We start from the raw sequence: 23013 nt of genomic DNA, 5'->3' as shown, positions 1-23013 counted from the left end.
GAGCTAGAGACTAGGGTTTTTGCTCACTTTTTTACCAAGCCAATAAGCATGACAACTTGCTGTCAACCAAACAAGCAGCAAATAAGTGGTTAGGTTATTTAAGGCAGCCATAGTTAAACTGCTGGGAGCATTATTAATTGCTTGCTCAATGGCGGTGATAGTTAACGTAATTTCACCTTGTTGTAGTTTAGCCATCACATATTGCGTTTTTTGACTGACATTTTGAATAATAAACGCGAAGCCAATGATAAAGCTGATAAAAAACAGTGCGCCACTGTAATACTTTTTTAACCAAAACTGGCCGGCACCAGGGCAAACAAGTGCTGATAATAACGCTGCTTTTGTTGACTTTTTCATCCTGAACCTGCCTGTTGTTCATAAGGGTAATGTAGATTTATTGTTGGTATAACTCTAATGGTAAGCCATCAGGATCATTAAAAAAGGTATAAGCTTTACCGGTATATTCATCAATTCTTATTGGTTCAACCTTGATACCTTGGCTGATCAGATATTGTGCGGTTTCTTCAACAGAGTCTACTAAAAAAGCTAAATGCCGTAAGCCTTGAGCTTCAGGATAGCTCGGCCTTTTAGGGCGATTAGGAAATGAAAATAATTCAATTTGGCTGTTATCGGGTAATTGTAAATCTAACTTATAAGAATTACGCTCAGCGCGATAATTTTCAGCCAGTATTTTTAAACCTAAAATTTCACTGTAAAAATGTTTTGACCTGTCATAATCAGCGCAAATAATTGCGGCATGATGAATAGCTTTTAACATGCAATATTTCCCTTGTTGGGTACTAGCTAATTTTGTACGAGTTATTTATAGCGAATCGCAATTACATCAAAATAACGTTCACCTTCTGGCGTTTTCACCATTACTTCGTCATCAACCTGTTTACCAAGTAGCGCACGCGCCATTGGTGAATCGATACTGATTTCTCCTTTTTTTACGTCCCATTCATCAGGACCTACTAAACGGTAAGTAACTTCTTTATCTTGCTCGTTTATTAAGGTAACCCAAGCACCAAAGTACACTTTGCCTTCTTGTTGTTTTTCAGGATAAACAATTTTTAAGTCGTCTAAGCGTTTCATTAAAAAACGCACACGACGGTCAATTTCACGTAACCGCTTCTTACCATAAATATATTCTGCATTTTCACTGCGGTCGCCTAAAGCCGCGGCTTCTGAAACTGAACGGGTGATCCTTGGACGCTCTTCTTTCCACAAGTATTTTAATTCTTGGTCTAATCTATCCCAGCCTTCGCGGGTAATGTAATTACTTTTCAATGGTATTATTTATAACTTAATTAAACAGGACGTTGTCCTAGTTTACTGGAAATTACCGGTAAATAGCTATGTTTGTTAGCAATGTGTTTTATTGAAATAATTATTTACTTACTATGGCTGAAAAGCCTTGCTTATTATTGTTTAGGTTGTTGATAATAGCGGCATTGGGAATGCGTTTCCGTAACGGTTTTTCACCTTATTATTTTAAATTTTATCAAAAGATATTCTTATGACCTTAATTGCTGAGCAAATCGCTCAAGAAATTCAAGTTAAACCTGCTCAAATTCTCGCGGCTATTGCCTTATTAGATGAAGGCGCAACTGTGCCTTTTATTGCTCGTTACCGTAAAGAAAAAACCCAAGGCTTAGATGACAGTCACTTACGTTATTTAGCACAGCGTTTAACTTATTTACGTGATTTAAATGAACGACGCGAAGTAATCCTGACTAATATTGAGCAGCAAGGTAAATTAACCGCAGCATTAAAAGCGGAAATAGAACAAGCAGATAATAAAACCCGATTAGAAGATTTATACCTACCGTATCGTCCTAAACGTCGTACCAAAGGGCAAATTGCTATTGAAGCAGGGCTTGAACCATTAGCAGACAAACTTTATCAAAATTGGCAATTAGTGCCAGAGCAAGAGGCTAGCGCTTATCTTGCTGACGGCTTTGGCGATGAAGCCGCAGTACTTGAAGGAGTTACGGCAATTTTGTCGGAACGTTTTGCGGAAGATGCGAATTTAATTCAAAAATTGCGTCAGCATTGTTTAAAACAAGCGCATTTAGTTAGTAAAGGGGTAAAAAGTAAAGCACAGGAAGGAGCGAAATATCGTGATTATTTTGAGCATTCTGAAAAGCTACAAAAAGTACCATCGCATCGCGCTTTAGCCATGTTTCGTGGTCGTAACGAAGGCTTTTTACGTTTATCGTTAGATGTTGATCCTGGCCAAGAAAATAACAGCACCTCAAGTGCTGAGCAGCTAATTATCGAGCATTATCACTTGCGGTTATCAAGCCAAGCAGGCGCGCCTTTTATTACATCAGTTGTACGTAGCGCATGGAAAAATAAACTTAGCAGTACGTTAGAAACTGAATTATTAGGTAAGCTGCGTGAAGATGCGGAAAAAGAAGCGATTAAGGTGTTTTCTACCAACTTAACTGATGTTTTGATGTCGGCTCCGGCTGGTGAAAAAATTACGTTAGGGATTGACCCTGGTTTACGCACCGGTTGTAAAATTGCCGTAGTTGATGCTACCGGTAAGTTATTACAAACCGCCACCATATTCCCGCATGCACCACAAAACAGTTGGGATAAGTCTGCCCGTACTATTGTCAATTTAGTGAAGCAATTCAAAGTAGAACTGATTGCGATAGGTAATGGCACGGGTTCACGTGAAACCGACAAATTAGTTGCCGAAGTTATTAAATTATTGGCCGATGGCGAAAGCACGCTTAAACCGGCAAAAATTACGGTAAGTGAAGCGGGCGCGTCAGTTTATTCAGCGTCAGAATTTGCCGCCAAAGAATTCCCTGATTTGGATGTTTCTATTCGTGGTGCTGTTTCTATTGCGCGCCGTTTACAAGACCCATTAGCCGAATTGGTAAAAATTGATCCCAAAGCTATTGGTGTTGGGCAATATCAACATGATGTTAGCCAAAGTCAATTAAGCCAAACCCTTGATGAAGTGGTTGAAGATTGTGTAAACGCGGTAGGTGTTGATCTTAACAGTGCTTCAGCGGCGTTATTAACTCGTGTTGCTGGTTTAAATAAAACCATGGCGCAGAATATTGTTAATTACCGTGACCAACATGGTCGTTTTGAAGAGCGGCAACAATTGTTGAAAGTAGCACGTTTAGGACCAAAAGCTTACGAACAAGCGGCTGGTTTTTTGCGTATTCGTGACGGTAAAAACCCATTAGATCAATCCGGTGTTCATCCTGAAACCTATCCGGTCGTTGAAAATATTATTGCCCAGTTAAACCGCCAACTTACCGATATTTTAGGTAATAGTGAGGCGTTAAGTCAGGTTGATATTAGCCAAGCAAGCAGTGCTGATTTTGGTGAAATAACCATTAAAGATATTATTGCCGAGCTAGAAAAACCCGGACGTGATCCGCGACCCGAATTTAAAACAGCGAGTTTTCAAGAAGGCATTGAAAAAGTTTCAGACCTTAATGTGGGGATGATTTTGGAAGGGGTAATTTCCAATGTTGCTAACTTTGGTGCTTTTGTTGATATTGGTGTTCATCAAGACGGCTTAGTGCATATTTCATCGTTAACCGATAAGTTTGTTAGTGACCCACGTGAAGTGGTCAAAGCTGGCGATATTGTTAAAGTGAAAGTGTTAGAAGTTGATGAAGCCCGTAAACGCATTAGTTTAACCATGCGTTTAGATGAAAAAGTGATGGCTAAGCCAGCACATGCAAACAAGTCAAATAAAGCAGAACATCATTCGAAGGTGAACAAGCCGGCACATCAAGCATCAAACAAGGCCCCTAAAAAACAACGTGAGCCAAGTAATGCTATGATGGGCAACGCCTTTGCAGAGGCTTTTGCTAAGCTGAAAAAATAACTTAATACGCATTCTAGCTAGACTTTTGAAACAGGTGGTAAGTTTTTCGCCACCTGTATTACCTTCAATATCTTCTTAAGTTCGATAACTTCCTAAATTTTATTTTGATAATCAGCAGATTAGAATAACTATACCGCTAAAATTTTTTAGCTGATTTCTTGTTAGTCAATAATCTTGTCCTATACTCAATGTTCGTGAAAACAAATTGTTTTACTTAACCTTACTTAATTAAGGCGAAACTTAATTGTTAAGTTCATTGCTCTCCCATTGGAGCCGATGAATTTATCGTCATAAATTAGGTGCCACTAACCTTATTAATTTAATTATTGATACTTGCTGATGGATTATTATTATGAACACGGATGTAAAAGAAAAGAAACAAAACACTCAGTCTGATTATAATGCTGCTTTGTGTCTGCATAGTGCTTTAGATCTTTCACTCACGCCTTTTTTAATTATTGATCAGCAGTTAAGAATTAATTATTTCAACCAAGCTTTTATCGATTTTTTACAAGCCAATATAACAGCGTTTAAAGCTCAGTGGCCGCGCTGTACGGTAAATAAACGCTCACTGTTAGGCTTAGATATTTCTGATATTGTTGAAGAGGTTAATAATAGTGAAACCTCGTTAACCAATGTCAAAAATTTACCTTGGCAATCTGCGATTGTATTAGAAGAAATTTCATTTAATGTTTCAGTATCAGCGATACTTGACGATCATGATAAATTAGCCGGTAATTTAGTTGAATTTAAGCAAAGCTCAGCACAAGAAAATATCGATATCGCGGAATACTCAGCCAAAATGGCGGCTATTGATAAAGTTCAAGCGGTGATTGAATTTAATATGGACGGCACCATTATCACCGCCAATGACAATTTTTTACAAACCGTGGGCTATCGCTTAGAAGAAATTGTTGGCCAGCATCACAGTCTTTTTGTTGATGAAGCCACGAAAGCTAGTCAAGCCTATCGTGATTTTTGGCAAAAACTTAATCGTGGTGAGTTTGAATCACAAGAATATAAACGCTTTGGCAAAGGTGGTAAAGAAGTGTGGATTCATGCTTCATATAATCCCATTTTTGATGCTAATGGCCAGCCTTATAAAGTGGTGAAATTTGCAAGTGATATTACAGAGCAAAAATTACAGCAAGCAAACTTTTCTGGCCAGCTTGCTGCAATAAACAAATCCCAAGCGGTAATTGAATTTAATATGGATGGCACCATTATCACCGCCAATGATAATTTTCTTAATACCTTAGGTTATCAGCTTGATGAAATTCAAGGCCAGCACCATCGCATGTTTGTCACACCAGAAGATAAAAACAGTGCTGAATACCAAGACTTTTGGCAGCAATTGAATGACGGAAAATATCAAGTAAATGAATATAAACGACTTGGTAAAGGAGGCAAAGAAGTTTGGATACAAGCCTCATATAATCCGATTTTAGATCTTAATGGAAAGCCTTATAAAGTGGTGAAATACGCCACAGATGTCACGGCAGAAAAGCTTAAAAGTGCTGACTTTTCTGGTCAACTTGATGCCATCAGCAAATCTCAAGCAGTGATCGAATTTAATATGGATGGCACCATTATTACTGCCAATGATAATTTTCTAAATACCTTAGGTTATCAGCTTGATGAAATTCAAGGTCAGCATCATCAAATGTTTGTTACGCCTGAAGATAAAAACAGTTATCAATATCAAGAATTTTGGCAAAAATTAAATCAGGGTGAATATCAAACCAATGAATATAAACGGCTTGGTAAAGGCGGTAAAGAAGTGTGGATTCAAGCCTCGTATAATCCGATTTTAGACCTCAATGGTAAACCGTTCAAAGTAGTGAAATACGCCACGGATGTCACGCAAGAAAAATTGAAAAATGCTGACTTTTCCGGGCAAATTAGTGCCATCAGTAAAGCACAAGCAGTGATCGAATTTAATATGGATGGCACCATTATCACAGCCAATGATAATTTTTTAAATGCTATGGGGTATCGTTTAGATGAAATACAAGGTCAACACCATAGCTTGTTTGCTACGCCTGAATATAAACAAAGTCAAGAATACCGTGAATTTTGGCAGCAGCTTAACCAAGGCGAGTATGATACGAATGAGTATTTGCGTTTAGGTAAAAATGGCAAGCAAGTATGGATTCAAGCGTCTTATAACCCCGTACTCGATTTAAATGGTAAACCGTTTAAAGTGGTTAAATATGCCACGGATATTACAGCAAGAAAACAAGCGGTTGCTGAAATAAAAGATATTTTAATGTCGATGTCTGAAGGTGATTTATCTAAAAAAATTGAACATGAATTAACCGGTGAATTTGGCATTATCGGTGAAGCAATGAATGGTTTAATGACTATTTTAAATAACATGGTTGGTGATATTAAACAAACTGCTACCACGGTTTATGATTCATCGCGCGAGTTAGCTCAGGGTAATACGGACTTAAGTAGTCGTACGGAACGACAAGCGGCAAGTTTAGAAGAAACCGCAGCGGCGATGGAGGAATTAACTTCAACTGTTCGGCAAAATGCTATTAATTCAAGTGAAGCCTTTAAGCTGTCTGAGTCGGTTATAGATAAAGCGAGTACCGGTGGCAGTGTCGTTAAAAATGCCATTGTTGCCATGGAAGATATTAATAAATCGAGTAAAAAAATTGCCGATATTATTAGTGTTATTGATGAAATAGCCTTTCAAACTAATTTATTAGCGTTAAATGCTGCGGTTGAAGCAGCAAGAGCTGGTGAACAGGGTCGAGGTTTTGCCGTGGTTGCCTCTGAAGTACGTAATCTCGCTCAACGTTCAGCCAGTGCGGCTAAAGAGATCAAAGGCTTGATTAACGATAGTGTTGAAGCCGTAGGGCAAGGTACAGACTTAGTTGATAAAACCGGTAAAACCTTTACCGAATTGGTAAAAGCAATTGAAGCTGTTGGCACTATGATCGGTGATATTGAAGGTGCAGGTAAAGAGCAAGCTATTGGTATTGAAGAAGTCAGTATTGCGGTTAGCCAAATGGATGAAATGACACAAGAAAATGCGGTCTTAGTTGAAAAGTCGGCTGAGGCAAGTGGTGCTATGGAAAGCTTAGCTAAATCATTATTAGAGCAAGTAGCTTTTTTTGATAACAACCATAAAAAGTAACTTTCATGTTTAGTTGAGACAATAATATGGTTTTGAATTCAAAATTATAACTGGAAATATTAATGACAATAACTCGGATTAATGAATTTACGGCTGCTGACGGTAAAGAAGCGGAATTGTTTGAATTTTTGCAAGACTTAACGGTTTATATTAGCAATTCAGCAGGTAATGTCAGTTGTGAAGTATTAAAAAATCAACAAAACGCTAGCCATATTGTAGTGATTGAAAAATGGCTAGATGAAGCTGCCCATAAGCAGAGCTTAGCTAATTACCCAGCAGAAAAAATGCAGGCTGCGATGAGTTTGATTGGTTTACCACCTAAAGGTGAATATTTTTTATAAGCACTTATTAATGATTAAATATACACTCAATTTTGACCCCCGCAGGGTCGAAAATAAATAATTGGGTGATGTGAATTTCATTATTTATTATGCTGCGATAAGGAATGTCATATTCCGCTAAGCGTTGTTTAAAGGCGACAATATTTTTTAGCTGAAATGCGACATGATCTAAATAACTTTGTCGCTCGCCCGTTAATGCCGCCGGTCTCTCAAATAAGTGTAATAAGGGTTTATCTTGATAATACAGCCAGTAGCCAGGGCGAGAAAGGGTTGGTCTACTACCGGCTCGTAAATCAAAAATATTCTCGTAAAAAGCTTTGGTTTCCGCAATTAACTCGGCAGGCACATCAACATTAAAGTGGTCAAAAATCACAAGTTAACTCCTTATTTTTTAAAGGTGAAATAACCTGCAACAGCCGACATAAACAGGGCAATTAAAGCAAGGTTATTTTGTTGCTGATTAAATAACAAAGTAGCACTGAGCAAACCACCAACAGCAAAAATACTATAGATAAGTTTACGGTTTTGCTGTTGTTGGGCTTGAGCTAATTGCTCAATCATTTGTGCTTGTTTAACTTGTGCTTCTTTACCTGATTTTAAATAGTCGTAAATTAAGTCAGGAATTTCAGGTAACTTTTCGTTCCAAAAAGGCAGATTATCTTTAATTTTTAAGAACACGGCTTTAACGCCCATTTGCTCTTGTACCCAGTTTTCTAAAAAGGGTTTAGCGGTTTGCCACAAATCAAGCTGAGGGTAGAGCTGGCGTCCTAATCCTTCAATATAAAGCAAGGTTTTTTGTAACAGTACTAGTTGTGGCTGTACTTCCATGTTGAAACGACGAGCGGTATTAAATAAATTTACTAATACTTGGCCAAACGATATTTCTGCCAGTGGTTTGTTAAAAATAGGTTCACAAACGGTGCGAATAGCAAATTCAAACTCATCAACACTGGTGTTGGCAGGTACCCAACCGGAGTCAACATGTAGCTCGGCTACTTTACGGTAATCACGATTAAAAAAGGCAACAAAATTTTCGGCTAAATAGCGTTTGTCTTCGCGATTTAACGTTCCAACAATACCACAATCTATAGCAATCCAAGTTGGATCAGCGGGCTCGGTAGCATCAACAAAAACATTACCAGGGTGCATGTCAGCATGAAAAAAGCTATCACGAAATACTTGCGTGAAAAATACTTCTACACCACGTTCAGCGAGTAGTTTCATGTTCACACCAAGCTGGTTTAGCGTGTCAATTTCACCAACCCCAACACCATAAATACGTTCCATCACTAGCACGTTTTTATGACAAAATTCACTGTAAATTTCAGGCACGTAAAGTACTTTGTCTTCTGAATTGCCTTGACTAAAGTTACGCTTTAATTGAATCGCGTTGGCTGCTTCGCGTAATAAATCGAGTTCGTCTAAAATAGTTTTTTTGTATTCAGCAACCACTTCTTTTGGGCGTAATCGTTTGCCGTCAGCTAACCAGCGGGCCATGATATTGGCAAATAAGCCCATAACGTTAATGTCAGCTAAAATGGTTTTACTGATGTCAGGTCGCAATACCTTAATAACCACTTTGGTCTCTTGTTGACCTTGTTTCATGGTAGCGGTATGCACTTGGGCAATCGAGGCAGAAGCCAGTGGCGTTAAGTCAAAGTCGATAAAATTAGCGTTGAAAGCATCTTCACCAATGGCCGCAATAATAATTTTTTCAGCTTGCTCACCTGAAAACGGTGGTACTTGATCTTGTAATAATGCCAGTTCATTGGCGAAGTCGTCAGGTAATAAATCACGACGGGTTGATAACATTTGGCCAAATTTAATAAATACCGGGCCAAGTGCTTCAATGGCTAAACGAAAACGCTGGGCTTGGCTTTTATCTTTGTGTTGGTTACGTAACCAAAAAATACTTAACCGTGCGAGTTTGACATACCAAGGCAAGCGCTTTTTCGGTAATAATTCATCAAGGCCGAATTGTAGAAACGTTTTTACAATTTTATAAAGTCTTAAGCTACTCACGTTTTCCCTTATGCTCTGATTATGAGACTGACAATTTGTTAGATAATTGATTAATGCGCTGACTCAGTTGTTCAACCGCTTGGCTTGTTTTATCAACTGCTTGATTAAATTGTGATAATTCAGTGTTGGTGACTAATAAACGTTTTTCATGAATAAGCCATTCACTAGCATCACTTGAAATTTGGCGGGCGGCAAAAGTTGCTTTTTTATGTACCAAGCCAATTAACTGAGACAATTGATAAGTCGGTATATCACCAATATGTTTGGCTAATTCTGACTGCCAATCAATATCAATATTTTCAAACAAGCTTGCAAATTGCTGAGCAATTTTAATATCACCTTGTAAGTCGAGCTTGTCTTGTTTGATCAGTTCGGTCAGCTGTTGTTCTTGTTTTAGTTGCCACAAGGTTTCTAAGCTCGTGCTGATGATGCAGTTATTCGAACTAGCATTAACCGTAGCATCGACGTTGACTAAAATGCTGTGGTTGATCACCGTTAATGTTAACGGAAAGCCAAGTTCAGCTAATAAAATAGTTAAGCTTTTTTCATTAAGCGTTGTTAATGCCGTATTACCATTAATGTTTAATGCTAAGGCTTGCTTGATGATTTTTTCAAGGGCTGAGCACAGCACTTGTTGTGGCATAAAAAAAGACATTAATTAAAATTTATAACCTTTATGTAAAGCAACAATGCCACCCGTTAAGTTTTTATAACTGGTTTGTTCAAAACCGGCATTGTCCATCATTTCTTTTAGGGTTTCTTGATCTGGATGCATACGAATTGATTCAGCTAGGTATTGATAGCTTTCACCATCTTTTGCTACTAACTCGCCCATTTTGGGTAGAATGTTAAACGAATAGAAATCGTAGGCTTTATTTAATAACTCGTGCTCAGGTTTTGAAAACTCTAATACCAATAAACGGCCTCCAGGTTTTAATACCGAAAAGATCGAACGTAGCGCTTTATCTTTATCGGTAACATTGCGTAAACCAAAAGCAATGGTCACTACATCGAAGGTGTTTTCTTCAAACGGTAACGCTTCCGCATTGGCTTGTACATATTCAATATTTTGTACTAAACCTTTATCACGTAATTTATCGCGGCCAACATTGAGCATTGAACTGTTAATGTCAGCTAAAATTACCTTGCCTTGGCTGCCCACCAACTGCGAAAACTTCGCTGTTAAGTCGCCAGTACCGCCTGCTAGGTCCAACACTTTATTACCCGGACGAACACCACTAGCGTCAATTGTAAAGCGTTTCCATAAGCGGTGAACACCAAATGACATTAAATCATTCATTACATCATATTGGGCAGCAACCGAATGAAAAACGCCAGCGACTTTCGAGGCTTTTTCTTCTGCTTTGACCGTTTGAAAGCCAAAATGTGTGGTGTTTTGTTCGTTGTCTTGTGACTGTTGTTTTTGCTCTACCGACATGCTGATGTTCACTGCTAACTAAAATTGTAGCTAGTTTACTGCATGCGTTGGCGTTCAACAATCTAGCAAAGGCATTTGTCGATGATTTATATCAAAATAAACGCTAAGAAAGCGGCAAACATCAATTTATTACTTAGAGCGTGTTAATCTAAGTTATTGAGCGGCTCATAAATGAAAGGTGATTAAATTTTCGCTTTTAAACGTTAGTCAGATAAATGTTAAAACTAACATAGCCGCTAGAGCACGTCAGTTTTGACTTAGATAATTTAGTTATTTGGTAAGGTAATATTACTTTAAAAAAAACTTAATAATTATCTGGTATTGCTGCTTTTTTCTGGTAACCTTTCATGCGTTATTTTCTCGAAGAAGAAAAGCAACGCAAGAATAAAGTGATACTTTTAGGCAATCGAAAAGTTTTATTCACAATAAAAATAATAATAATTTTGCATAAGAAAGGGATTCTTAAACTCACCTTTTTAAACAAAATCATGAACTTACAAGTAACTAACAGAATCGGCTTTTATTTCGATGCTGCGCTTTCCTGTGTTTGTCAACAAAGTTATCCACAGTTTTTATCTATTTATCAAATATCCATAATAGCCATGGAGCTTAGCGCTCGATTGTGGCATGCTTAGCCAAATTTTTTGTGACAGTTTACAGGCACATGGCAACTTCAAAGTTATCCCCACTTATCCTAGTTGATGGTTCATCATATTTGTTCCGCGCGTATCACGTTCCTTATTTACAAGCATTATCCACTGCTGATGGTCAGCCGACCGGTGCGATCACCGGCGTTTTGAATATGATCAAAAGCCTGAAAAAAGATTACCCTAACGGTAATATTGTTGTGGTTTTTGATGCTAAAGGAAAAACTTTCCGTAATGATATGTACCCAGAGTACAAGGCTAATCGACCACCGATGCCAGACGATTTACGTACCCAAATAGCGCCATTGCATCAGATTATTGCCGCGATGGGCTTACCGTTATTAGTGATTGAAGGCGTTGAAGCTGATGATGTGATTGGTACATTAGCCGAACAAGCGAGCCAACAAGGCATTGAATGTGTTATTTCCACTGGCGATAAAGACATGGCGCAGTTGGTTTCACCACATGTTCGATTAATTAATACAATGACCAATGTTGAGTTAGACGAAGCTGGCGTTATTGAAAAGTTTGGTGTTCGTCCGGATCAAATTATTGATTATTTAGCCTTGATGGGTGACAAAGTTGATAATATTCCAGGGGTGGATAAATGCGGTCCAAAAACCGCGGTTAAATGGTTATTAGAGCATGGCACGTTAGAGAATGTGATCGCCAATGCTGATAGTGTTAAAGGTAAAATTGGTGAGAATTTACGTAGTGCCTTAGCCCATTTACCTTTATCGTATCAACTTGCCACCATTAAGCTTGATGTTGAATTAGAACAATCTGTTGAGCAGTTATTACCGGTTGAACCGGATGTTGAAACATTAACTGAGCTTTATACTCGTTATGAATTAAAACGTTTATTAGCAGACTTAAATGCACCGGCTAAAGCTGAAGGTGCTGCCGCGCAAGTATTAGCAGAATCTGCCGATGAACAATCCTTGCCAGACGGCATTGCTGCTAATTATGAAATTATTTACAGTGAAGCTGTTTTTGAAGCTTGGTTAGCTAAGATTAGCCAAGCCGACTATTTTGCCTTTGATACTGAAACTACTAGTGTTGATTATATGCAAGCTGAGCTAGTGGGTTTGTCGTTTGCTTGTGAAGCGGGTCATGCGGCTTATGTGCCATTAGCACATGATTATTTAGATGCACCTGAGCAGCTCTCAATTGATTATGTTTTAGCGAAATTAAAACCAATTTTAGAAAGCACCAGCATTATTAAAGTGGGTCAGCATTTAAAATATGACGCTAATGTGTTAAGCCATTACAACATAACCTTAGCGGGTGTTGGCTTTGATACTATGTTGGAGTCTTATTGCTTAAATAGTGTTGCCACACGCCATAACATGGATGCTTTAGCGGAAAAATATTTAGGTTATAAAACAGTTCATTTTGAAGACATTGCAGGCAAAGGCGCTAAGCAATTAACCTTTAATCAAATCGATGTTGAAAAAGCCGGTCATTATGCGGCTGAAGATGCCGATATTACCTTACGTTTACATTTAGCAATTTTTGAAAAATTGGCGAAATTACCTGGGCAACTCAGTGTTTTCAAAGAAATTGAAATGCCATTGATGTCGATCTTATCGAAAATGGAACAAACTGGGGTGTTAATTGATAGCGATTTGTTAGATCAACAAAGTGCAGCTATTGGCCAACGTTTAATGGCGTTAGAAAATGACGCCCATAACCTAGCCGGTAAAAACTTTAATTTAAGCTCGCCTAAGCAATTACAAGAAATATTATTTGTTGATTGTAAAATACCGGTCATCAAAAAAACGCCAAAAGGTGCCCCTTCAACGGCGGAAGAAGTATTACAAGAATTAGCCTTAGATTACCCCTTACCTAAATTGATTTTAGAACACCGGGGATTAAGTAAATTAAAGTCAACTTATACAGACAAGTTACCTTTAATGATCAGCAAAAAAACGGGTCGAGTTCATACATCGTATCACCAAGCGGTTACGGCAACAGGGCGGTTATCGTCTACCGATCCAAATTTACAAAATATTCCAATTCGTAGTGAAGAAGGGCGAAAAATTCGCCAAGCCTTTATCGCACCTGAAAATTATAAAATAGTGGCTATTGATTATTCGCAAATTGAATTACGGATCATGGCACATTTGTCGGAAGATAAAGGGTTAGTATCGGCATTTTCAGACGGTCGAGATATTCATCAAGCAACCGCGGCTGAAATTTTTGCTGTCCCATTAGAAGAAGTTAGCACTAACCAACGTCGTAGCGCAAAGGCAATAAACTTTGGCTTAATTTATGGCATGTCAGCGTTTGGCTTAGCAAAACAACTAGGTGTTGCTCGTAATCAAGCACAAGATTATATGGATAAATACTTTGAGCGCTATCCGGGGGTTTTACGCTATATGGAAGACACGCGTCAGCAAGCAACCGAGCAAGGCTATGTTGAAACCTTATTTGGTCGTCGTTTGTATTTGCCTGATATAAAAGCAAAAAATGCGATGCGTAAAAAAGGCGCTGAGCGAGCCGCGATCAATGCTCCCATGCAAGGTACTGCTGCGGATATTATTAAAAAAGCGATGATTGCCGTGGATGCTTGGTTAGTTGAAAATAATGATCCGCGTATAAAAATGACCATGCAGGTGCACGATGAGCTGATATTTGAAATTCACCAAGATATTTTAGATGAAACGATCAATCAATTGGTTGAATTAATGAATAATGCGGTTGAGTTATCAGTACCATTAATTGCAGAAGCAGGCTTTGGCGATAATTGGGATGAAGCGCATTAAGCTGAGTTTAATGGTTTAGTTACCCCAAGGTCAGGTTAGTTTTCATGGCCTAAAAAAAGTAAAAAGGTAAGATAAAATAGTTAGCCTCAAAGCAATTTGGGGCTTTTTTATAGTTAAAATTACTTTTTGTAACATTTATCTACGAAAAAGCACGTATTAAATGCTTGTCTACTATTGTCTTCGTAGAACAACTACTCTATACTTTCTTCATTGCTTCGGCAACACTCTCTTATTTTGAGTTTTATTTTTATTAAGCTTCCCCTTATAGCTTTAGGCCAGTGTTTAGACACTGGCCTTTTTTTATCTCCTATTTTTATACTGAATGGTATTACTCTTAAATTCTGATTTAGATCATTAATCATTGTTGATTTTTGTTTTATGATCTATCTGTAGTACGAGTACTGTTATCACTTTGTTGGTCAGGAGCATAAAATGTTTAAAGTTGCAGTGTTTAGTAGTAAACAATATGACAAGGATTTTTTACTTGCCAATAATCATTATCAGGAGCTTGAATTAACGTTTTTTGACAGTAAATTAACGCAGGAAACGGTTGAGCTTGCCAATGGTTTTGACGCGATTTCTATATTTGTTAATGATGAAGTTGATCAGCCCGTACTGACTCAGTTAAATCACTTTGGTATTAATATTATTGCATTACGTTGTGCTGGTTTTAATAATATTGATATTGAACAAGCCCAAAAATTAAACTTTCAACTTTGTCGTGTGCCAGAATATTCACCTGAAGCGGTGGCAGAGCATGCAGTAGGTTTGATGTTAACCTTAAGTCGCAAATTTCATAAAGCGTACAATCGAGTTCGTGATGATAATTTTTCTCTTGATGGGCTAATGGGCTTTAATCTACATGAAAAAACCGTTGGTGTTATTGGTACCGGTAATATTGGTTTAGCAACCTTGAAAATTTTAAAAGGCTTTGGCTGTCAGCTGTTATGCCATGATCCGGTCGAGAACCCTCTAGCGTTAGCATTAGGGGTTAACTATGTTGATTTAAATACGCTATATCAAAATGCGGATATTATCAGTTTACATTGCCCTTTAAATGCACATACTGCACATGTAATTAACGCAGAATCGCTTTCTTTAATGAAAAATAATGTCATGCTGATCAATACGAGCCGAGGTGGTTTAATTGACAGTAAGGCGGTATTACAAGCGTTAAAGCAGAAAAAAATCGGCTACCTAGGACTTGATGTTTATGAGTTAGAAAGCAAATTGTTTTTTGAAGATATGTCGGCAGAAATTATTGATGACGATGTTTTTCAACGCTTTTTAACGTTTCCAAATGTATTAATTACCGGTCATCAAGGCTTTTTTACCAAAGAAGCATTAAATACGATTGCCAAGGTCACGTTGGAAAACCTTGATAACTTATTAAATAAAAAAGCTTGTCAGAATTTGATTTAAGCCATTATTACTAAAAACTAATAATGGCTTTTGGCTTTTAGCTTTTGGCTTTTGGCTTTTAGCTTTTGGCTTTTGGCTTTTAGCTTTTGGCTTTTGGCTTTTGGCTTTTAGCTTATGGCTTTTGGCTTTTAGCTTTTGGCTTTTGGCTTTTAGCTTTTAGCTTATGGCTTTTAGCTTAATGGTGCTCTTCTTCACCCGACACAACAATTTGATTACGGCCATTTTCTTTTGCGGCAAATAAGGCTTTATCAGCAAGTTGTATGTGGTGGCCTAGATCACCGCTATCACTAAAACAAACACCAATACTAATGCTTGTTGAAATTTGGTGATCTTGATATTGCATAGCAGAAACTGCGATATCACGACGAAAATCATCTAATTTTACGTGGAGTTGATCGTTATCATCCCCGGCCATTAAAATGGCAAATTCTTCACCACCTAAACGTGATAATAAACCAGTGCCTAAATGTTTACGCATATAAAGCGTTAATAATTTTAGTATATGATCACCAGCTTCATGCCCATAATTTTCATTAACTTGTTTGAAGTGATCAAGGTCAACCATGGCCAAACAGTAGGCGAGATTTTTTTTCCGATAATAGTTAAGTCTAGCTGTGCCTTCACGGAAAAATGCGCGACGGTTCGGAAGTTCCGTTAAATAATCGGTATTAGCAGCATGTTTAATTTGCTCAATATTCTGCAAACTTTCAATATTTTGGGTGATACGACAATAAAACTCTTCTGGGCAGAAAGGTTTACGTAAAAAATCATCAGCGCCATTTTTGATGAAACGTGCTGAATGAATACCGTTGCTAGCGCCAGAAATACCAATAATTGATAGGCGATCTCGGGCATATTTTTTACGTAATTCTATTGTTAGCCCAATCCCGTTTAGCACAGGCATTTCTAAATCAGTGATCACCATTTTAATGTTGGTGTTTTTTTCTACAATATCTAAGGCCTGTTCACCATTTTCAGCAACAAATACTGTAAAATTACGACGTTTTAATAATTCAACAATATGATTTCGTGCAGAACGAGAGTCGTCAACCACTAGAATGCCAATTTTGTTGTTAGTACGCTGCCAATGTAAAATGCGTTTTAAATAGAGAAAGGCTTGGCTATTTTCTTTTGGAATATAATCGATAACGGGTTGAGCAAGGATCTCTTGACGGGTTTGATCATCCATTTTTCCGGTTAACACAACACTTGGAATGCCATGAGACAAAACACAAGCAATTGCCTCGCCTTTCGGAGCATCAGGTAAGGCATAATCAATGGTGGCGGCAAAAAATTTTGTATCGCCTTGCAGAATTTCTTCAGTTTCAGCTAATGATTTAGCCACCGTTACTTCAAAACTTAATGCTTCACCAATTTGTTTGATCACAGTGGCGATAGGCCGACTATCTTCAACAACTAACAGCTTATCTGCCATATAATTCCCCAAGTTCTTGTTATTATTTATGTCTTTAATTTTTAAATTTTTTGTAAGTTAGCGTAAGCGACGACCAGCCATTTAACGCCAACCTCTTCAAAGTTTACTTGAATTCTACTTTGTTGGCCGCTACCTTCGTAGTTCAACACAACTCCTTCACCGAATTTAGCATGGTTTACCCGTTGTCCTAAATTAAAGCCAGTATTTTCAAAAGTTTCCATGGTAAATGTTGATGAAAATCGGCCGGTAGTTACTGGTTTTGCTACTTGGTTTTGCACACGAATTTCTTCTAAACACTCACTTGGCAGTTCACGTACAAAACGACTTTGCTTGTGGTATTTTTCTTGTCCGTATAAACGACGGCTTTCAGCATGACATAAATACAGTTTGGTCATGGCTCGGGTCATACCAACATAACAAAGGCGGCGTTCTTCTTCTAAGCGGCTAATATCTTCTTGTGATTGTTGCGATGGAAACATGCCTTCTTCAAGGCCGGCAATAAAGACCAATGGAAATTCTAGCCCTTTTGCTGAATGCATCGTCATTAATTGCACGGCAGGTTCATAATCATCAGCTTGTGATTCGCCAGACTCTAACGCCGCATGAGTTAAAAAGGCGGTGAGTTTTGTTTGCTCGTTTTCTAATTCAGGATCAATTTCATAAGTTTGGCAAGCGGTGACTAATTCATTTAAGTTTTCTATTCGGGCTTCAGCACGTTCACCTTTTTCAGCTTGATACATAGCTTTCAAACCCGAGTGTTGAATAACTTTGTTTGCTTGTTGATCTAAGTTTAAATCGCAAGTGTCATCTTCAAGTTGATCTATCAAATGAATGAAATTTTGAATGGCTTTGGCGGCTCGGCCTTTGAGCTCTTCATGTTTTAGCATATGGACACAGGCTTGCCAGAGCGTAGAGCCTAAACTGCGGGCAGCATCGCGAATTAAACTGATGGATTGATTACCAATACCACGAGTTGGAGTGTTAATAATGCGCTCAAAGGCGGCATCGTCATCACGACTATTGATCAAGCGTAAATAGGCAAGCGCGTCTTTAATTTCTTGTCGTTCGAAAAAGCGTAAACCACCATAAATGCGATACGGTAAATTCGCTTGCAATAATGCTTCTTCTAATAAACGGGATTGGGCATTACTGCGGTATAAAATAGCGACTTCATCAAGTGAACCATCATTGTTTTGCCACTCTTTGATCCGGCCAGCAATAAAACGGGCTTCATCTAAATCGTTAAAAGCGGTGTAGATAGAGATTTTTTCACCGTCGTTATCTTCGGTCCATAGATCTTTACCAAGGCGATTATTGTTATTACCGATCAGTTGATTGGCGGCATTTAAAATATTTGCCGTTGAACGATAGTTTTGTTCAAGACGAATAGTTTGTGCTTCGAAGTCTTTAACAAAGCGCTGAATATTCTCAATTTTAGCACCACGCCAACCGTAAATAGATTGGTCATCGTCACCGACAATCATGACACGGCTTTGTTTTAAACCAAGAATATTCAGCCAAGCATATTGAATGGCGTTAGTATCTTGAAATTCGTCCACCAAGATATGACGGAAACGCTGCTGGTAATGTTCAAGTAAAGCGGGGTTGTTTAGCCATAACTCGTGCGCACGTAATAATAACTCGGCAAAATCAACTAAGCCGGAACGATCACAAGCTTCTTGATACGCTTGATACACTTTCACAAACATTTGCTCGGTAGGATCGTAATGGGTTTCAATGTGCTGCGGACGTAAACCTTCGTCTTTTTTACCATTGATATACCAAAGAAACTGCTTAGGTGGCCATTTCTTTTCATCTAATTCTAGGGCGCGAACAATGCGTTTTACTAAGCGTAATTGATCATCAGAATCTAATACTTGAAAACTTTGTGGTAATTTAGCTTCTTGAAAATGCATACGTAATAAACGATGTGCCAAGCCATGGAAAGTACCTATCCACATACCGTGGGTATTGCCATTAACCGTTTGCTCAACTCGGGCGCGCATTTCGGCGGCAGCTTTATTGGTAAAGGTTACCGCTAAAATACTGTGTGGTGATGATTGCTCAACTTGTACTAACCAAGCAATACGTTGCACTAATACCCGTGTTTTACCGCTACCAGCTCCAGCAAGTACCAACATATTTTGTAACGGTGCAGCGACGGCATCGCGCTGTTTGTCATTTAACGAGTCAAGTAGTTCAGAAACATCCATAAAGGTTAATACACTTTTATATTAAGGTGCCGATCAAAAGTATTTAGCAAGATCAGTCACTTGGTTTAATTCTATGTCAGGCAATACCTTGATTGGTTTGCCAACATCATAACAGTTGAGCCAGGCACTTCGACAACCAGCCCGTTGTGCGCCAAAAATATCGGCATGACCACAATCACCGACATGCAAAATTTGCTGTGGTTTTACATTCAGTTTATTACTGGCGTGATGAAATAAATCATTGGCTGGCTTTTGTTTTAAGCCCTGACCCGCATGAAAAATATGCTCAAAAAAAGGCGCTAAGCCAATAGCTTGAGTACAGACATTACCATTGCTAATGGCAATTAACCGGTAGCGTTTACTGAGCGTGGCTAAAAATTCAGGGATCTCAGCAGGTACTGCCACTTGATTACGATGTAATAAAAAGTGACTCATTGCTTTATCAGCTTCAGTTAGCGCACATTGTTCAGCTAAGCCTAGCTGCTTTAGGCCTAACTGGTAAGTTGCTCGGCGTACTTCAGTAACATCATGAATTAATAGCGGATCAGTAGTTAATACTTGTTGCTGATAAGGCTGCCAAAAGTGGTGATCTGGCGGTTGTTGAGCTTGCTTAACTTGGTATTGGCTAAAGAGTTGCTGAAAATAGCTTTGCATTGCTTGATCTGTGTTCAGCATAACTTGACGATTACTATATAAAGTATCGTCTAGGTCAAAACTGATCACTTTAATGGCGCCGAGGCGGCGATTAAATCGCAAATTTATTTCCTAATAAAATTATATGATTACAGCTTATTTAGCTGAGCTTGAATGTAATTGACGATAAATAAGCTTACCCACTAACTTACGAAATTGGCCTAATAATAAGGTGTCCATTTTAGGGTCAAAATGTTCGGCATCGTCACTGATAATAGCTAAAAACCCGAAGGTTTCGTCTAGGTGCGATAAGCGAATTAATACGGCAGATCCGCTATGACCTTCACTCCCGAAGATAGCTTGTTGCTCAGCTAATTGTAAGCGACCAAAATAAAAGGGTTCATCCGCTAAGCGGTTATTTAGCACTTCGTGACAGTCATTACGAATAATGGTGGCATGTTTAAGCGCAACGGGGCTATCGACCCATAATTTACAATCAGCTAACGATAACAACTCAGTTGTTGTGGTATGCAAGCTGTTAAGAATATCGCTTAATGATTGGCAGTCCATTAAACATAAATACAAGTCACTGTATAACGTAAATAAGCTTTCATTGTGCTGAGCAATCGTCATCAGCTGAGTAATTTCTTCTTCTAAAGTATGCACTTTTTGACGAAGTTGTTGCTGCTGACGTTCAACTAAGGATACCACACCGCGATTTTTATCAACTAACCGTAGGCTGGTTAATAAGTCAGGGTTACGCTGAAAAAAATCAGGATTATCTTGTAAATAACTACTAATTAATTCATCGGTGATTAAGTCATTAGTATCAATTAAATTTTGTTCATTCATTATTATTTTTTAGTCACAATGTTATTGTTAATTACAGCTGAATTTGGCCATCATAAACATGGACAGCAGGACCGGTCATTTTGACCGGGTGACCAGGGCCTTTCCAGAATATTTTAAGCTGGCCGCCAGGTAATTCTACCGTTACTTGTTTGGCCAGTTTTTTCTGAATTTGACCTATGACAACCGCGGCACAAGCACCACTACCACAAGCTAACGTTTCTGCTGCACCACGTTCGTAAACACGTAGTTTAACAAATTCAGGATTAACTACTTCCATAAAACCAATATTGGCTTTTTCAGGAAAACGTTCGTGGCATTCAAGTTCTTTACCTAAGGTTTCTACTGGCGCATCAGCAACAGAATCAACCGTTAATACACAATGAGGGTTGCCCATAGAAGCAACACCACAAAGTACGGTTTCGGTTTCTGTGCGCAGTATATAAGTGCCTTCGGTTTTTTGTGCCGTAAAAGGAATTTTAGCTGGCTCTAATTCGGGTACCGGCATGTTAACGGTAATTTGGCCATCACGTTCAACAAACAAGGTCATTTTCCCAGAATGCGTGGAAACGCGAATTTTATTTTTGTTAGTTAATCCTTTCATGCGTACAAAACGAGCAAAACAGCGAGCGCCGTTGCCACACTGACTAACTTCACTACCATCGGCATTATAAATACGGTAGTGAAAATCGAGATCAGGATCGTATGGCGGTTCAACCACTAAGAGTTGATCAAAGCCTATACCGAAGTTTCGATCGGCTAAATGACGGATTTGTTCATTGGATAAATAAACATTTTGGGTAACATTGTCTAAGACCATGAAGTCGTTACCTAAACCGTGCATTTTTGAAAAGTTTACTAACATTATTTTTACTACAACCTATTTAAAATTTTGCAAAGCTACAAGCTACAAGCTACAAGCTACAAGCTAGAAGCTGCAAGCCAAAAGCTTAAGGCTTAAAGCTTGAGGCTTAAAGCTTAATTAAGGCAATAATTGCTCACCTTGCCATAACTGTTCTAGTGTTTCACGTTGGCGAATAACGTGTGGTGTTTCACCATCAACTAATATTTCAACCGCACGTGGACGACTATTGTAATTTGAGCTCATGGTAAAACCATATGCACCCGCCGAACGAATAGCTAATAAGTCACCTGCTTCAATAGCAAGTTGGCGCCCTTTACCTAAAAAGTCACCGGTTTCGCAAATAGGGCCAACAATGTCGTATTCAGCAGCAGCTTTGCTGTTATCTTGTTCTACTTCAATAATCGCTTGCCATGCTTGATATAACGATGGACGAATTAAGTCGTTCATTGCGGCATCAACAATAGCAAAGTTACGGCCTTCGTTGGTTTTTAAAAACTCAACTTCGGTCACTAAAATACCGGCATTCGCCATAATGGCACGGCCAGGTTCAAAAATTAATTTTAAATCATAACCAGACAGTTTTTCTTCAATGGCTTTGGCATATTCACTTGGCGCTGGTGGTGTTTCACCATCGTAAGTTACCCCTAAACCACCACCAACATCAATGTGTGATAATTTAATACCGTTGGCGGCAAGACGGTCGATTAATCCTAAAACACGATCTAAGGCATCTAAAAACGGTGACATTTCCGTTAATTGTGAGCCGATATGACAATCAACACCTTTAACCGCTAAGCTAGGCTGAGCAGCAGCGTAAGCATATAAACTTTCGGCTTCATCAAAGCTAATACCAAATTTGTTTTCTTTTAAACCGGTTGAAATGTACGGATGGGTACCCGCATCAACATCAGGGTTAACACGTAGAGAAATTGGCGCCACTTTACCCGCTTTTTCGGCAACGCTAGCAATGCGTTTTAATTCCGCAGCAGATTCAACATTAAAACAATATATGCCTTTATCCAAAGCGTAAGCAATTTCGTCTGAGGTTTTACCCACACCTGAAAAAACCACTTTTCCGGCATCACCACCTGCTTGTAAAACACGTGCTAATTCACCTTTAGAAACAATATCAAAGCCTGAACCTAAACGTGCCATCACGTTTAATACAGCAATATTACTATTCGCTTTGACGGCGTAACATACTAAATGTTCACGGTTGCCAGCAGCTTGGTCAAAGGCATGCCAATGACGTTCAATAGTGGCACGAGAATAAATATAGGCAGGAGTGCCAAATTGACGAGCGATATCTGTAACGGCGCAATCTTCAGCATAAAGCGAGGCACCTTTGCGGTTGAAAAAATCCACGG

18 protein-coding genes are annotated in these 23013 nt (G+C 38.6%); 5 read left to right on the top strand and 13 right to left on the bottom strand.

The features are described 5' to 3' along the window. Nucleotides 1–3: 3 nt before the first annotated feature. Genes ACSLUO_RS07780 through greB form a run of 3 tightly spaced genes read right to left on the bottom strand, consistent with a single transcriptional unit; the run spans nt 4 to nt 1290 of the window. A complete protein-coding gene (locus tag ACSLUO_RS07780; RefSeq protein ID WP_448247702.1) occupies nt 4–357 on the bottom strand; it encodes a hypothetical protein in 354 nt (117 codons plus the stop codon). Between the two features lie 37 nt (nt 358–394). Further along, the gene (gene gloA2, locus ACSLUO_RS07775) at nt 395–778 is read right to left on the bottom strand and encodes an SMU1112c/YaeR family gloxylase I-like metalloprotein (RefSeq protein ID WP_448247701.1); all 384 of its coding nucleotides are present in this window, start codon (nt 776–778) and stop codon (nt 395–397) included. A 41-nt stretch (nt 779–819) separates the two neighbouring features. Then, the gene (greB, locus tag ACSLUO_RS07770) at nt 820–1290 is read right to left on the bottom strand and encodes a transcription elongation factor GreB (RefSeq protein WP_448247699.1); all 471 of its coding nucleotides are present in this window, start codon (nt 1288–1290) and stop codon (nt 820–822) included. 229 nt (nt 1291–1519) lie between these two features. On the opposite strand from greB, the gene ACSLUO_RS07765 reads away from it, so the two are divergent. The 3 genes from ACSLUO_RS07765 to ACSLUO_RS07755 all read left to right on the top strand — a co-directional run bounded on the left by ACSLUO_RS07765 (nt 1520) and on the right by ACSLUO_RS07755 (nt 7354). Continuing rightward, the gene (locus ACSLUO_RS07765) at nt 1520–3865 is read left to right on the top strand and encodes a Tex family protein (protein ID WP_448247697.1); all 2346 of its coding nucleotides are present in this window, start codon (nt 1520–1522) and stop codon (nt 3863–3865) included. A 352-nt stretch (nt 3866–4217) separates the two neighbouring features. Beyond that, the gene (locus tag ACSLUO_RS07760) at nt 4218–7013 is read left to right on the top strand and encodes a methyl-accepting chemotaxis protein (RefSeq protein WP_448247696.1); all 2796 of its coding nucleotides are present in this window, start codon (nt 4218–4220) and stop codon (nt 7011–7013) included. Between the two features lie 62 nt (nt 7014–7075). Beyond that, nucleotides 7076–7354 (top strand): putative quinol monooxygenase, encoded by a 279-nt coding sequence (locus ACSLUO_RS07755; protein ID WP_448247694.1) that lies wholly within the window; start codon nt 7076–7078, stop codon nt 7352–7354. 7 nt (nt 7355–7361) lie between these two features. Here ACSLUO_RS07755 and ACSLUO_RS07750 read toward each other — a convergent pair whose 3' ends face one another. From ACSLUO_RS07750 to ubiE, 4 genes are read right to left on the bottom strand one after another with little or no spacing between them, the layout of a single operon-like run. Continuing rightward, the gene (locus tag ACSLUO_RS07750; protein WP_448247693.1) at nt 7362–7727 is read right to left on the bottom strand and encodes a VOC family protein; all 366 of its coding nucleotides are present in this window, start codon (nt 7725–7727) and stop codon (nt 7362–7364) included. Nucleotides 7728–7738: 11 nt separating this feature from the next. After that, a complete protein-coding gene (gene ubiB / locus ACSLUO_RS07745; protein WP_448247691.1) occupies nt 7739–9376 on the bottom strand; it encodes a ubiquinone biosynthesis regulatory protein kinase UbiB in 1638 nt (545 codons plus the stop codon). A 19-nt stretch (nt 9377–9395) separates the two neighbouring features. After that, the gene (locus tag ACSLUO_RS07740) at nt 9396–10031 is read right to left on the bottom strand and encodes a ubiquinone biosynthesis accessory factor UbiJ (RefSeq protein ID WP_448247689.1); all 636 of its coding nucleotides are present in this window, start codon (nt 10029–10031) and stop codon (nt 9396–9398) included. Nucleotides 10032–10034: 3 nt separating this feature from the next. Continuing rightward, entirely contained in the window at nt 10035–10814 is a 780-nt protein-coding gene (gene ubiE, locus ACSLUO_RS07735; RefSeq protein ID WP_448247687.1) for a bifunctional demethylmenaquinone methyltransferase/2-methoxy-6-polyprenyl-1,4-benzoquinol methylase UbiE, read from the bottom strand. Between the two features lie 664 nt (nt 10815–11478). Between ubiE and polA the strand changes: the two genes are divergently transcribed. After that, on the top strand, nt 11479–14229 hold the full coding sequence (gene polA, locus ACSLUO_RS07730) for a DNA polymerase I (RefSeq protein WP_448247686.1): 2751 nt from the start codon (nt 11479–11481) through the stop codon (nt 14227–14229). Nucleotides 14230–14661: 432 nt separating this feature from the next. Continuing rightward, nucleotides 14662–15651: a 2-hydroxyacid dehydrogenase gene (locus ACSLUO_RS07725; protein WP_448247684.1), complete on the top strand. Its 990-nt coding sequence runs from the start codon at nt 14662–14664 to the stop codon at nt 15649–15651. A 175-nt stretch (nt 15652–15826) separates the two neighbouring features. Here the strand turns inward: ACSLUO_RS07725 and ACSLUO_RS07720 are convergent, their stop codons facing one another. The 6 genes from ACSLUO_RS07720 to lysA all read right to left on the bottom strand — a co-directional run bounded on the left by ACSLUO_RS07720 (nt 15827) and on the right by lysA (nt 23011). After that, entirely contained in the window at nt 15827–17086 is a 1260-nt protein-coding gene (locus ACSLUO_RS07720) for a diguanylate cyclase (RefSeq protein WP_448247682.1), read from the bottom strand. A 41-nt stretch (nt 17087–17127) separates the two neighbouring features. Next, nucleotides 17128–19299 (bottom strand): DNA helicase II, encoded by a 2172-nt coding sequence (gene uvrD / locus ACSLUO_RS07715; RefSeq protein ID WP_448247680.1) that lies wholly within the window; start codon nt 19297–19299, stop codon nt 17128–17130. Between the two features lie 33 nt (nt 19300–19332). Further along, nucleotides 19333–20055, bottom strand: coding sequence for an HAD-IA family hydrolase (locus tag ACSLUO_RS07710; protein WP_448247678.1), 723 nt, complete (start codon nt 20053–20055; stop codon nt 19333–19335). 33 nt (nt 20056–20088) lie between these two features. After that, nucleotides 20089–20784 (bottom strand): DUF484 family protein, encoded by a 696-nt coding sequence (locus ACSLUO_RS07705; RefSeq protein WP_448247677.1) that lies wholly within the window; start codon nt 20782–20784, stop codon nt 20089–20091. 31 nt (nt 20785–20815) lie between these two features. Then, on the bottom strand, nt 20816–21646 hold the full coding sequence (gene dapF / locus ACSLUO_RS07700; RefSeq protein ID WP_448247676.1) for a diaminopimelate epimerase: 831 nt from the start codon (nt 21644–21646) through the stop codon (nt 20816–20818). A 117-nt stretch (nt 21647–21763) separates the two neighbouring features. Then, complete coding sequence (gene lysA, locus ACSLUO_RS07695; protein WP_448247674.1) at nt 21764–23011, bottom strand: diaminopimelate decarboxylase; 1248 nt, start codon at nt 23009–23011, stop codon at nt 21764–21766. Between the last annotated feature and the right edge of the window lie 2 nt (nt 23012–23013).

The organism is Thalassotalea agariperforans, from assembly GCF_053470345.1.
The sequence above is the reverse complement of the archived record's forward strand: the minus strand, read 5'-3'. Positions and strand labels throughout refer to the sequence as shown.

Bases quoted from the DNA above. Each gene is read 5' to 3' on its own strand.
- ACSLUO_RS07740 (WP_448247689.1), bottom strand. From the start codon at position 10,031: ATGTCTTTTTTTATGCCACAACAAGTGCTGTGCTCAGCCCTTGAAAAA.
- ubiE (WP_448247687.1), bottom strand. From the start codon at position 10,814: ATGTCGGTAGAGCAAAAACAACAGTCACAAGACAACGAACAAAACACC.
- ACSLUO_RS07765 (WP_448247697.1), top strand. From the start codon at position 1,520: ATGACCTTAATTGCTGAGCAAATCGCTCAAGAAATTCAAGTTAAACCT.
- ACSLUO_RS07760 (WP_448247696.1), top strand. From the start codon at position 4,218: ATGAACACGGATGTAAAAGAAAAGAAACAAAACACTCAGTCTGATTAT.
- ACSLUO_RS07705 (WP_448247677.1), bottom strand. From the start codon at position 20,784: ATGAATGAACAAAATTTAATTGATACTAATGACTTAATCACCGATGAA.
- dapF (WP_448247676.1), bottom strand. From the start codon at position 21,646: ATGTTAGTAAACTTTTCAAAAATGCACGGTTTAGGTAACGACTTCATG.
- ACSLUO_RS07725 (WP_448247684.1), top strand. From the start codon at position 14,662: ATGTTTAAAGTTGCAGTGTTTAGTAGTAAACAATATGACAAGGATTTT.
- ACSLUO_RS07720 (WP_448247682.1), bottom strand. From the start codon at position 17,086: ATGGCAGATAAGCTGTTAGTTGTTGAAGATAGTCGGCCTATCGCCACT.
- uvrD (WP_448247680.1), bottom strand. From the start codon at position 19,299: ATGGATGTTTCTGAACTACTTGACTCGTTAAATGACAAACAGCGCGAT.
- polA (WP_448247686.1), top strand. From the start codon at position 11,479: ATGGCAACTTCAAAGTTATCCCCACTTATCCTAGTTGATGGTTCATCA.
- ACSLUO_RS07780 (WP_448247702.1), bottom strand. From the start codon at position 357: ATGAAAAAGTCAACAAAAGCAGCGTTATTATCAGCACTTGTTTGCCCT.
- gloA2 (WP_448247701.1), bottom strand. From the start codon at position 778: ATGTTAAAAGCTATTCATCATGCCGCAATTATTTGCGCTGATTATGAC.
- ACSLUO_RS07755 (WP_448247694.1), top strand. From the start codon at position 7,076: ATGACAATAACTCGGATTAATGAATTTACGGCTGCTGACGGTAAAGAA.